Here is an 11,383-nt window from a genome sequence, read left to right on the forward strand (position 1 = left end):
CTCCATGGCGGCGCGGCGCGAAGCGGCAATGCACACCGACGCGCATCCTGCGCCGAAACCCCGCCGCGGACTTGCGGTAGGCCCCGGCGCATGAAGGGAAGCGCGCCGCACTCGGGAGTCACGATCCAGCTCGGGCTGATCGCCGCGTGTGTCCTGTTGTGCACATCCCCGGCTCGTGCCCAGGAGTTCAGTGTCGCCCATGTCGACACCGTCCGAGTAGCGGCCGACTCCACCCTGCAGGTGCGTCCTTTCGTGCTCGCCGAGACGGTTCAGGTACGGATTTCCGGCCGGCTCATCGCATTCAGCGTGGATGCAGTGCGCGGACTCGTGCGCCCGGAGGGAGCCCGGCCCGGAGACATTGCCGTTGTATCCTACAGGGCCCTGCCCATCGATCTTCAAACCGAGTATCGACTGCTGCGCGAGCCGATTCAGGTTGCAGACCGCCCGGGTCGACCCGCAACGAACCAGTCCGCGAGAGAGCCCACAAGCAGCGTTAGATCACGCGGCACCATCTCTCGGGGCGTGATTGCCGGGTCAAATCGCGACGTGGCCGTCGAGTCCGGGCTGCGCCTGAATCTGGAGGGCGAGCTGGCTCCGGGCGTCGGCGTGCGTGCCGCGCTCACCGATGCGGATTCTCCCATTCGACCGGACGGCACGACCCAACGGCTTTCGGAGTTCGATCGCGTGTTTGTGGAACTCACCGCGCGCCCGGGCCGCGTGACGCTGGGAGACTTCCAGGGCCAGTTCACCGGCTCCCGCATGGCCGGGCTGGATCGCAAGCTCCAGGGGGTGATGCTGCGGTCTTCATCGTCCGAGCGCGTTCAGGTGGCCGCTCTTGGCGCGACCTCGCGTGGCGAGTTTCGCAGTCAGCAGCTCGAGCCCATTGACGGTGTGCAGGGCCCATATCGCCTCGAAGGCCCATCGGGCGATCAGTTCATACTCATTCTGCCTGGTTCCGAGCGGGTGTATGTGGACGGTCAGCTCATGGTGCGCGGCGAGGCGGGCGACTACACAATTGACTACACGGTTGGCGAGCTCACCTTCACGGCATCCCGCCTCATCACGGCCGACCGGCGCATCACGGTAGAGTTCGAGTACGACACGAATCAGTTCACACGGACGCTGCTCGGGGTTGAGGTGGGCGCCAACGTGTTGCCGCGGTGGTCTGTGGGCGCTTCCATAATCCGGGAGGCCGACTCCGGGGAATTCCTGGACGAGTTTGGACTTACGGCAGCGGATTCGTTGCTATTGACCGTTTCCGGAGACCGGGGTGCGCTGATCAGCGGCGCGCGTCAGGTGGTCTACGACCCCGAGGCACGGTTCGTGCAGTACCGCCAGGAGGTGATCCAGGGAGATACGGTTTTCGCCATCCTAGAGGGCCGGCCGGAAGAGGGCGAGGCCGTATTCAGGGTGCAATTCAGCCGGGTGGGTGCCAGCAACGGCAGGTATCAGCGAGCAGCCACCGGGGTCAATGGCATCGGATACGTGTACGCTGGACCCGGCGAGGGGGCGTACGAGCCCGTGCGGCGACTTCCCGCTCCCGCCCTGCAGGCTCTGTTGGACCTGCGCACGACCCTGAGACCAATCTCGGGGCTGGAGTTACGAGGCGAGTTCGCCCGCAGTGTGACCGACCTGAACAGGTTGTCGGTGTTGGACGCACAGGATGACGGGGGCAGGGCGCTCTGGCTGGAGGCCGTCTCGGATACCGTGCGCATTGGGGCGCACACTCGGCTGCACACGCGCGGCTCGTTCCGTGATCTCGGCGCCAATTTCAGGGTGTTCGAGCGTTTCCGGGACGTCGAGTTTGCGCGAGAATGGGGACTTGCGCCCGGTCAGCTGGATCCGCTGGGCAGTGAGTCGGGGGAACGGGAGTGGCAGCTAGGTGCCGGCCTGTGGCTGGGCGACTCTTTGCGCACCGACGTGGAGGCTGCAGGCCTGGAGCTGCCGGGACGTTACGAGGGTCTCCGATACCGCGCGCAGGCATCGTATGGAGGCTTCGTCCAGGCCCGTCGTCTGGATGTGCGCTCTGACGATCTGCTGGCCGGAGCCAGCGGGCGGTTTGTCCAGGACTTCGTGCGCGTTACGCCCCACAGGGGGCGTGTGACGTGGTTCACCGAGGTTGAACACGAAACCAGCACGCAGCGGGAATCCGGCGACCTCAGGCCGATCTCGTCCGCGTTCGTGGAGCTGCGTCCGGGACTTTCCGTGCAGCGCAATGCGCAGACGTGGAGCGCGTTTGTCGAGCGACGGTTTGAGCAGGCACCGCTGGAGGGCCGGCTGCAGGGGGCGGCAGATGCCTGGACGGCGGGCGTGCAGGGCGAGTTTTCCGGCGGGTCTGGTCTGACCGGCGACCTGGATCTGGCCTGGAGTAGCAAGACGGTCCGGGAGGCCTTCACGGACCGTCTGCGAAATACGCGTGCCCTGCTGCTGGCCCTGAGCGGCCGGGCTGCACCTGGCGGGATCAACCTGTCCTGGCGCTACGACGCCCGAACGGAGCGCACTCCCGTGCTTGAAGAAGTATATCTGCGCACCGGGCCGGAGCTTGGCGCGTTCGTCTGGGAAGACCTCAATGGTGATGGTGCCGTGCAGGTAGACGAGCTGCTGCCTGAGACCACGCCGAATGAAGGCACCTACATCAGAACGTTTCTTCCGTCTGACTCGCTGGCCAGCGTCAACTCTGTGGCTCTGCGAGTCCTGGCCCGCTCCGAGCCATGGGTGTCAGGAACGCGAGTGCGCCTGCAGTCTCTCTTCGATGTGCAGGAGCAGTCCCGCACGGATTCCCGGCTCGATGTATATCTGCTGAGGCTTGGCACGTTTCGGGTCCCGGGGCTGACCACCCGTGGTCGGGTGCGGGTGCGCCAGGACGTGGCACTGTCCCGGCCGGATTTCCCCGTCTCGGTGGATCTCGCGGTGCAGGAGAATCGCTCATTGTCCGAGCTCTCCGGCGGCCTGGAGCGTAGGGAGTCGAGTCTGGCCGAGGCCACCGTGCAGATACGCCTGGGCGATCAGCTTCAGGCTTCGCTGCGCGGGGCCCTGGAGAATGATGAGACGGACTCCGAGCGATTTGCGTCCCGCCGCTACGCCTTGCGAACGCGTCGCATCGAACCCTCACTCACCCTTCGGCGTGGTCGCCTTGTACTGCGTAGTGGGCTGGAGGCGGCCTGGAAGCAGGACCGGCTGTCCGACGGCGATGCGCGCATCGCCCGAATTCCCGTTTCCGGTCGCTGGTCCGTGCCGGCGAAGGGGGACTTCTCCGGGCGCGTTGAGGTGTCCAGTGTGCGTCTTGCCGGGACCGGCGCCGCGGGGCTGGCCGGATTCGAGCTCACAGACGGCCGAGGAGACGGCACCTCCATTATGTGGGGCGTGGGCATGCAGCGCGCGCTGACCGGCAGCCTTCGAGCCACTCTGGCGTACGACGGAAGGGCACCATCGGGAAGACCGGTGGTGCATACGGGTCGGTTCCAGCTAAGCGCCGTCTTCTAGCAAGCGGCCTAGTCCTCCATCTCGGGGTCGGCCCACTCGTCGTAGCGCTCGCGGCGAATGTCGGCCCCCGCTCGTTGAAGCTTGCCTTCCAGATCCTCGTAGCCGCGATCCAGGTGGTACACCCTGAGAACGTGGGTTTCACCTTCGGCCACCAACCCTGCAAGTACCAGGGAGACGGAGGCCCGCAAGTCGGTCGACATCACATGAGCGCCCTTGATGCGACGGCCACCCTCAACGACCACCTCGCCGTCGATCACGATGGCGTTCATATTCATGCGCCTCAGCTCCGGAATGTGCTTGAATCGATCCAGATAGACCGTGTCGCGAATCCGACCGTTGCCTTCGGCGCAGGCCAGAAGCACGGTCCATTGCGCCTGCAGGTCCGTGGGGAATCCCGGAAAGATGTCCGTGGTGATGCTGACGGGAAGCAGACTTTCAGGCGGCGTAACGAACACCTTGTCGTCCTGCACCGTCAGCCGTACTCCGGTCGATTTCATGGACTCCATGAATGTCTTGCCCAGGTGATCCACGTTCACACCACTGACCGTCATGGTCTCTCCGGGGCGCCCGGCGACTGCCGCCGCGATCATGAACGTGCCCGCCTCGATGCGGTCCGGGGCGTTTTTCCAGTGCACGGGCGAGAGGGCATCGACGCCCTCCACCTCCAGCGTCCTGGTGCCGATGCCTTCAATGCGGGCACCCATCTGCACGAGCATATTGCAGAAGTCGACCACGTCTGGCTCGATGGCAGCATTCTCGATGCGCGATCCTCCTGACGCGCACACTGCCCCGAGAAGCAGGTTGACCGTAGCACCCACCGAAGACGGCTTCATTTTGTAGATACCTCCGGGCATCCGGCCGCCACGAGCCTTGGCGATGACATAGCCGCCATCCAACTCGATCTCTGCTCCCAGGGCCGACAGCCCGTCCATGTGCAGGTCCACCGGCCGCGGACCCCACGCGCAGCCGCCCGGCAGCGACACGGTAGCCTTTCCGAACCGCCCCAGCAACGCTCCGAGCATGTAGAACGAGGCCCGCATGCGCTTGACCAGCTCGTACGGGGCCCTGGTCTTGGTTGCTGGAGCGGCATCCACCACGAGTCGATGCGCTTCCGGGGTAAAATCGACTTCAGCTCCGGTGACGCGCATCACACGCGCAAAGGTGTGGATGTCCCTCAGTGACGGCACGTTTTCTACGGTAGAAGTGCCCTCGGCCAGCAAGGTGCCGGCCATGAGGGCGAGCGCCGTGTTCTTGGAGCCGCTCACGGGGAGCGTGCCATACAGGGGGCGTCCGCCCCGAACAATCAACTTATCCATGCATCGGTGGTCGTTAACGAAAGCCAGCCGGGGGGCGGCGCCACGCAAGATAACGGATCACGGAACGGGTCGGGGCGTTCGGACGTGCCCTTTCCAGCCCCATGACACCCGTATACCTGGACTACGCCGCCACTTCGCCCATTCCTGAGGCGGTTTTGCAGGCCATGCTACCGTGGCTCACCGAAGGTTTCGGCAATCCTTCATCGGTGCACGGAGCGGGTCGGGTAGCACGCAATGCGGTCGAGGAAGCCCGCGAGTCCATCGCCCGTCAACTGGGATGTAGCAGCGAAGAGGTCATTTTCACATCAGGGGGCACGGAATCCAATCACCTCGCCATCGCTGGATGGGAGGGAGGCATCGTCACGTGCGAGGCCGAGCATGAGGCGGTTCTGAAGCCCGCCGAGTCTCGAGGCGCACGGATTCTGCGCGCAGATGCCTCGGCTCGGGTTAGCGCAGCGGACGTGCGGCCGTTCCTTGACGCCGGCACGCTGGTTTCCGTCATGGCCGTGAACAACGAGTTGGGTACCGTCAATCCGATCCGCGACATCGCAGACGCCTGCCACGAGGCGGGGGCATTTCTGCACACGGACGCCGTGCAGGCCGCCGTGATCGATACCCCGCACATTCCGTCGCTGGGCGTAGACATGATGACGCTTTCCGGCCACAAGGTCGGGGCGCCCAAAGGTGTCGGTCTGCTCTATGTGCGCAAGGGCGTGCCGTGGAGTGCGCTCATGCGGGGCGGCGGCCAGGAGCGGGACCGTCGCGGCGGTACGGAGAATGTGGCCGGGATCGTGGCCATGGCGGCAGCCCTCGCGCGTGCACGCCGGGCTGATCTGCCCGAACTGAATCGTCGGTTGCGGGAAGGCCTCATCGCGACTCTTGGAGATCACATCCGCATAAACACTCCGGAGGCGGGAAGCAGCCCGCATATCCTGCAAATCGGGGTTCCAGACGTTCCGGCCGGAGAGGGAAGCGAACTGTTGATTTTGGGGCTGGACCTGGAGGGCATTCAGGTCAGTGCCGGATCGGCCTGCTCGAGCGGCACGCTGAACGCCAGCCACGTCATGGCCGCCATCGGGCAGGCGGGCATCGCGTCCATCCGATACTCGATGGGCCACGCGACGACGGAAGCAGATGTGGATCGCGCCGTGTCGGCGACCCGGAAGGTCATCTCGCGCACACTGGCAGCCCTATGAACCTGCTGATGGTGTTCGCCCGCGCACCGGAGCGCGGGGCGGTGAAAACGCGCCTGGCGCGAGCGCTTGGTGAGGACCAAACGCTACGGCTGTACGAGGCCTTTGTGCGGGACTGTGCCGCCCTGGTGTCCGGCCTCGACGTGCCTGTGTGGTGGTGGGCCGCCGGAGATCCGGCTGTCCTGGCGGGGGTGCTACCTGCAGGCGCAGACGTTCGAAAACAAGTGGGCGATGGGCTGGGTGCGAGACTTGAACACGCGTTTCGTGCTGCCGCGTCGGCTGGTTTCGAACGTACGCTGGTCATCGGCACCGACTCGCCCGGAATGCCACGTCACCTGATTTCGGAGGCGTTTGACGCCTTGGACAGTCACAGAGCCGTGCTTGGTCCGGCGGAAGACGGCGGATACTACCTGCTTGGACTGCGTGGCACATCGCCCGAATTCCTGTCGAAGGTGACGTATTCCCGTTCCGACGTCCTTGAGAAGACGCGCGCATTGCTGACGGACGCCGGCACCTCTGTGGGGCTTCTGCCGCCATGGTTTGACGTCGATGAGCCCGCCGATCTCCAGCGTGTTGTGGATGTTTTTCAACGGTCGCCGGAGCGCGCACCTGCCACCGTTCAGACGCTGAGGGCTTTGGGCCTCATGCCCGCGGAGGACGCCTCGTGCTGAAGGGTGTCCTGCTAAGGCATAATGACTTCGAATCCGACCACGTCGGGACGCGCAATGTGCACGTATGGCTGCCGGAGGCCTACGATGCGGGTGGCGATCCTCTTCCTGTGCTCTACATGCAGGACGGCCAAAACCTCTTCGAGCCGGAGTTTTCCTTTGCGGGGGTCACCTGGGGCGTGGCGGAAACGGTATCGCGCCTGATTGAGGAAGAAGGCCTGCCGCCGCTGATCGTGGTGGGAATCTGGAATACCTCCAAGCGTATCCCCGAGTACATGCCCGAACGTCCGATGGCGGATTGGGCGGACCCACGCGCGCTTAAACGGTTTGGAACGACGTGGGGAGACGAGCCATGCTCCGACGGCTATCTCCGATTCATGGTCGATGAACTCAAGCCGTTCATTGACGACGAGTACAACACCGCGTCCGACAGGGACAGCACATGGCTGATGGGGTCATCGATGGGCGGACTGATCTCCCTCTATGCTCTCTGCGAATACCCGGCCGTATTCGGCGCGGCATGTTGCCTTTCCACGAGTTGGACCGTCGGCGGACGGGTGATGATTCGCTATCTGGAGCGACATTTGCCTGAGAGCGGAGCCCATCGCCTGTATTTCGATTATGGCGTGGAGGCCCAGATTGCGCGCTACGAGGCCCTGCAGAACGCTGTCAACAGGCTGGTTCGAAGGCGCAAGTATCGGCGGGATGAGGACTGGATCACCCGGCGTTTCCCAGGAGCTGCGCACGACGAGGCTGCCTGGAAGGAGCGGGTGGACGTGCCGTTGAGATTTCTTCTGGAACGAAACCCCTGACCCGGCCCACTGGCTATCTTCGCCCGACACCAAGCGCTTACGACATGACAGAACAGGCCAGGCGGGATGCCATCCGGGCCAAGGTGACGCTCGAGCAGTTCATCATTGACCGCCAGGAACAGCTTCCACACTCCACGGGAGCGTTTTCCCGCCTGATTCGCGATCTGTCGGTAGCGGCGAAGAGTGTGAACTGGCACATGCGGCGGGCAGGCCTGGTGGACGTCTTTGGCTCCACCGGCGAGGTGAATGTGCAGGGCGAAGTCCAGCAAAAAATGGACATGCTGGCCCACGAGGAGTTTGTGAAGGCTTTGCGCCGAGGCGGGGAATGCTGCCTGATCGGATCCGAGGAGCATGCCGAGGCGATTCCGCTCAGCGCCGACGTGGGGACCGACGGCAAGTACATCGTTCTCATGGATCCGCTGGACGGGTCCTCGAACATCGAGGTCAATGTGTCGGTCGGCACCATTTTCTCCATCTACCGGCTGCCGGACGACCACGAAGAACCGAGTCTGGAGTCCGCGCTGCAGCCGGGAGTCAATCAGGTCGGCGCCGGCTACGTGGTTTACGGCTCGTCCACCATGCTCGTCTACACCAGCGGATTCGGTGTCAACGGGTTTACGCTGGATCCGTCAATCGGCGAGTTTCTGTTGAGTCACCCGAACATCCGTACCCCGGAGAACGGGCGCATGTACTCCGTCAATGAGGGCAATTACAACTCCTTCGAGGATGGTCTGAAACAGTACATCAAGTGGATGCAGCGGGATGATCAGGAGTCGCGAAGACCGCTCAGCACGCGCTACATCGGGTCTTTCGTTGCGGACTTTCATCGCAACCTGCTCAAGGGCGGACTCTACATCTATCCTGCCACGGAGGCGAACCCCAACGGCAAGCTTCGCCTGATGTATGAGTCGAATCCACTCGCCTTTATCGCCGAGCAGGCAGGTGGGGCCGCCTCCGATGGTCGCATGCGCATCATGGAAAAGCGCCCAAGGGCATTGCATGAGCGCACGCCCCTCTACATCGGGAGTCCCGTCATGGTCACCATGGCACAAGAGTTTCTGCGCGGAGAGCGCACGCTGGAGGATTGATGCCTGAATCGGTTCGCATCTGGGGGCCCGGCTCCCTTTCGAATCTAGGTCCCGGTTTCGATTCCATCGGCGTCGCGCTGGATGGCATTGGCGATGTGGTCGAGGTGACCGCGTCGGAAGAGCCGGGCATCCACGTCCTGCCTGGCGAGGGGGTCTGGAAGGCGCCGTCCGATGTGCGTTCGAACACTGCAGCCCGCGCGGCCGCACATGTGCTGGCCTTCCACCACGACCGGTTTCCGGGGCTGACCATCAAGATTGTCAAGGGGATTCGGCCCGGGTCCGGGTTGGGAAGCTCGGCCGCAAGCGCAGCAGCGGCCGCGCTCGGCGCGCTTACAGTGCTGACTGATTTGCCGCGTGAGCACGCGGTGGATGCTGCCCTGGAGGGTGAGGCAGGCGTGGCGGGAGCGCGCCACGGTGACAACGTGCTTCCATCACTTATGGGCGGCGTGGTGCTGACGTCTGCAAGCAGACCGGAGCACTTTCGGCGGGTGCCTGTGCCCGTCCCGCTTCCGTTGGCCGTCGTGCGCCCCGAGGTGACGGTGCTGACCAAGGAAGCACGCGAGATGCTGCCCCGCGTGGTGCCCCTGCGGGATGCCGTGCACAACGCTTCTTCGCTGGCGTTCCTGATCGATGCTCTTCGCGCGGGAGACCTGCAGGAGGTCGGCCGCGCGATTGAGCAGGATCGCCTCGTAGAGCCTGTGCGGGCCCGACTCGTTCCCGGGTATCACGACATCCTGCAAGCCGCTCGCGATGCGGGTGCGCTGGGAGCCGCGCTCAGCGGTTCTGGCCCCGCCTTGTTCGCAGTCTGCGGCGATGGCGCGGGTGCTCGGCGGGTGCGCGACGCCATGATTGCTGCCACTCAGAAGGCCGGGCACGAGGTGTCTGGATTCGTTTCCAGCATTGACGAACGCGGAGCCCGCGCGACGCGGCGGCACCAGACCGAGAATCCTGTTTGATGGCCCTTCGATTCCGATCAACGCGCTCCGACTCGCCCGCGACCACGGGATTCATCGAGGCCCTGCACAGAGGTCTGGCACCGGACGGGGGGCTGTATGTGCCGGAAACTATCAGCCCGCTCCCGCAAGGCTGGACGACAGGAGAGTCCGTGGCGGACATCGGCTGCACGGTGCTGGGCAGCTGGCTTGACGGGGAACTACCGGGCGATGCGCTGGAGGCAGCCGTGCGGGATGCCCTGAATTTCCCGGTGCAGCTTGTGTCGCTGGGGGGTGACTGGACCGGTGTGCATGTCCTGGAGCTCTTCCATGGCCCGACACTTTCCTTCAAGGATTTTGGTGCGCGCACCATGTCCCGGCTCATGGCGGCTTCCCTGCCGGAGGGCCGGGAGATCACCATCCTGGTTGCCACCTCGGGAGACACAGGCAGCGCGGTGGCAGATGGCTTCAGCGGTCTTCCAGGCGTGCGTGTCGTGCTCCTCTATCCGGAGGGTCAAGTCAGTCCGATCCAGGAACGGCAACTCGTCGTGAAACGACCTGGAGTTACGTCCCTGAAGGTGCGTGGGACCTTCGACGACTGCCAGCGACTTGTGAAAGGCGCATTTGCCGACGAGGGCCTTCGGCACGTCGGCTTGTCCTCGGCAAACTCCATCAACATCGGCCGCCTGCTTCCGCAGTCGCTCTACTACCTGTGGGCCGTGTCCCGACTCGGCGAGGCCGAAATCTGTGTACCCAGCGGCAATCTCGGCAACCTCACTGCGGCCGTCCTGGCCTGGAAAGCAGGTATGCCCGTGCGCGGCTTCATTGCGGCGCACAACAACAATCGCTTCTTCCCGGACTACCTGACGGGCGATGAGGTCGAGTTCCGCCCGTCCGTGCGCACCATGTCGAACGCCATGGATGTAGGGGCGCCCTCAAACTTCGAGCGGCTGGAGCACATGCTCGGGCCGCAGACCATGCGGTCCGCGATTCGTGGTTTCTCGGTGGACGAAGCAGGCACGGCCGCCTCCATGCGACGCTTGTACGAGGAGACCGGGTATCTGGCGGATCCGCACACTGCGGTCGGAATCGAGGCGGTACGTCAACTCAGGCCGGATCGGCCCGTCGTGGTCGCCTCGACCGCTCATCCGTGCAAGTTTCCGGAGGCCGTCGAACCTGCAACCGGTGTTCGGCCGGAGATGCCGGATCGGCTGGCCGCGCTTTGGGACGAACCGGTCGCCGCGAGGGCGATGGAGGTGTCGGGAGAGGCCCTGCGTGAGGTGATCCTAGGGGCGTAGGCTGTTGGGGGGCGTTGCGCGGCTGGGGTGGGGCTGCGGTTTCGATTTCGGGGCCGTGGATTCCGGGTGGTTTGCGGCTCGAATCGTCGCGCCGGGGCGGCGGGTGGTTTGCGGCCCGAATCGTCGCGCCGGGGTGGCGGGTGGTTTGCGGCCCGAATCGTCGCGCCGGGGCGGCGGGTGGTTTGCGGCCCGAATCGTCGCGCCGGGGCGGCGGGTGGTTTGCGGCCCGAATCGTCGCTCCGGGGCGGTCGGTGGTTTGCGGCTCGAATCGCGACCGCGGCCCGCGGGGTGTATTGCGGGTTAATCGTGGCGCAAGCCCGCTGGGCGCCTCGCGGGTAAATCGTGGCTGTGGCCCGCCGTGTGGAAAACGGGGGGTGGATTCTACGTCGGCGACCTCTGCGCAACGCCATAAGTCGAATACGGGCGCGGATTCCACATGGCTGGTAGCCGCGACCGCCCTCGGGTGGAATCAGGGGGGCTGTTTCCACATCGGGGCCCGCGACTGAGCGTGCCGGCGGGACTGTAACGTCTTTTGTGTAATTGGTCGTTGAGCACATCCGTAAGATGAAGGATGGACTCAGAGAACAACCCCA

8 protein-coding genes are annotated in these 11,383 nt (G+C 64.7%); 7 read left to right on the top strand and 1 reads right to left on the bottom strand.

What is annotated here, in order from left to right; all coding sequences use genetic code 11:
- The first annotated feature begins 90 nt into the window (after window positions 1-90).
- Entirely contained in the window at window positions 91-3,483 is a 3,393-nt protein-coding gene (locus JJ896_17920; GenBank protein MBO6781541.1) for a hypothetical protein, read from the top strand.
- An 8-nt stretch (window positions 3,484-3,491) separates the two neighbouring features.
- Here the strand turns inward: JJ896_17920 and murA are convergent, their stop codons facing one another.
- Complete coding sequence (gene murA, locus JJ896_17925; GenBank protein MBO6781542.1) at window positions 3,492-4,799, bottom strand: UDP-N-acetylglucosamine 1-carboxyvinyltransferase; 1,308 nt, start codon at window positions 4,797-4,799, stop codon at window positions 3,492-3,494.
- 101 nt (window positions 4,800-4,900) lie between these two features.
- Here murA and JJ896_17930 point away from each other — a divergent pair, with 101 nt between their 5' ends.
- Genes JJ896_17930 through thrC form a run of 6 tightly spaced genes read left to right on the top strand, consistent with a single transcriptional unit; the run spans window position 4,901 to window position 10,790 of the window.
- Window positions 4,901-5,995, top strand: coding sequence for a cysteine desulfurase (locus JJ896_17930; protein MBO6781543.1), 1,095 nt, complete (start codon window positions 4,901-4,903; stop codon window positions 5,993-5,995).
- Complete coding sequence (locus tag JJ896_17935; GenBank protein ID MBO6781544.1) at window positions 5,992-6,663, top strand: TIGR04282 family arsenosugar biosynthesis glycosyltransferase; 672 nt, start codon at window positions 5,992-5,994, stop codon at window positions 6,661-6,663. Before JJ896_17930 ends, JJ896_17935 begins: the two co-directional genes overlap by 4 nt.
- The gene (locus JJ896_17940; protein MBO6781545.1) at window positions 6,657-7,472 is read left to right on the top strand and encodes an esterase family protein; all 816 of its coding nucleotides are present in this window, start codon (window positions 6,657-6,659) and stop codon (window positions 7,470-7,472) included. Before JJ896_17935 ends, JJ896_17940 begins: the two co-directional genes overlap by 7 nt.
- Before the next feature lie 44 nt (window positions 7,473-7,516).
- Window positions 7,517-8,560 (top strand): class 1 fructose-bisphosphatase, encoded by a 1,044-nt coding sequence (gene fbp, locus JJ896_17945; GenBank protein ID MBO6781546.1) that lies wholly within the window; start codon window positions 7,517-7,519, stop codon window positions 8,558-8,560.
- Complete coding sequence (locus JJ896_17950) at window positions 8,560-9,516, top strand: homoserine kinase (GenBank protein ID MBO6781547.1); 957 nt, start codon at window positions 8,560-8,562, stop codon at window positions 9,514-9,516. Before fbp ends, JJ896_17950 begins: the two co-directional genes overlap by 1 nt.
- Window positions 9,516-10,790, top strand: a complete 1,275-nt coding sequence (gene thrC, locus JJ896_17955; protein MBO6781548.1) for a threonine synthase — start codon at window positions 9,516-9,518, stop codon at window positions 10,788-10,790. The genes JJ896_17950 and thrC overlap by 1 nt, the downstream gene beginning before the upstream one ends.
- The last annotated feature ends 593 nt before the right edge of the window (window positions 10,791-11,383 follow it).

The sequence above is a fragment of the Rhodothermales bacterium genome, assembly GCA_017643395.1.
In the GTDB taxonomy this organism is placed as follows: Bacteria; Bacteroidota; Rhodothermia; order Rhodothermales; family UBA10348; genus JABDJZ01.

Bases quoted from the DNA above. Each gene is read 5' to 3' on its own strand.
- JJ896_17920 (MBO6781541.1), top strand. From the start codon at position 91: ATGAAGGGAAGCGCGCCGCACTCGGGAGTCACGATCCAGCTCGGGCTG.
- murA (MBO6781542.1), bottom strand. From the start codon at position 4,799: ATGGATAAGTTGATTGTTCGGGGCGGACGCCCCCTGTATGGCACGCTC.
- JJ896_17930 (MBO6781543.1), top strand. From the start codon at position 4,901: ATGACACCCGTATACCTGGACTACGCCGCCACTTCGCCCATTCCTGAG.
- JJ896_17935 (MBO6781544.1), top strand. From the start codon at position 5,992: ATGAACCTGCTGATGGTGTTCGCCCGCGCACCGGAGCGCGGGGCGGTG.
- fbp (MBO6781546.1), top strand. From the start codon at position 7,517: ATGACAGAACAGGCCAGGCGGGATGCCATCCGGGCCAAGGTGACGCTC.
- JJ896_17950 (MBO6781547.1), top strand. From the start codon at position 8,560: ATGCCTGAATCGGTTCGCATCTGGGGGCCCGGCTCCCTTTCGAATCTA.
- thrC (MBO6781548.1), top strand. From the start codon at position 9,516: ATGGCCCTTCGATTCCGATCAACGCGCTCCGACTCGCCCGCGACCACG.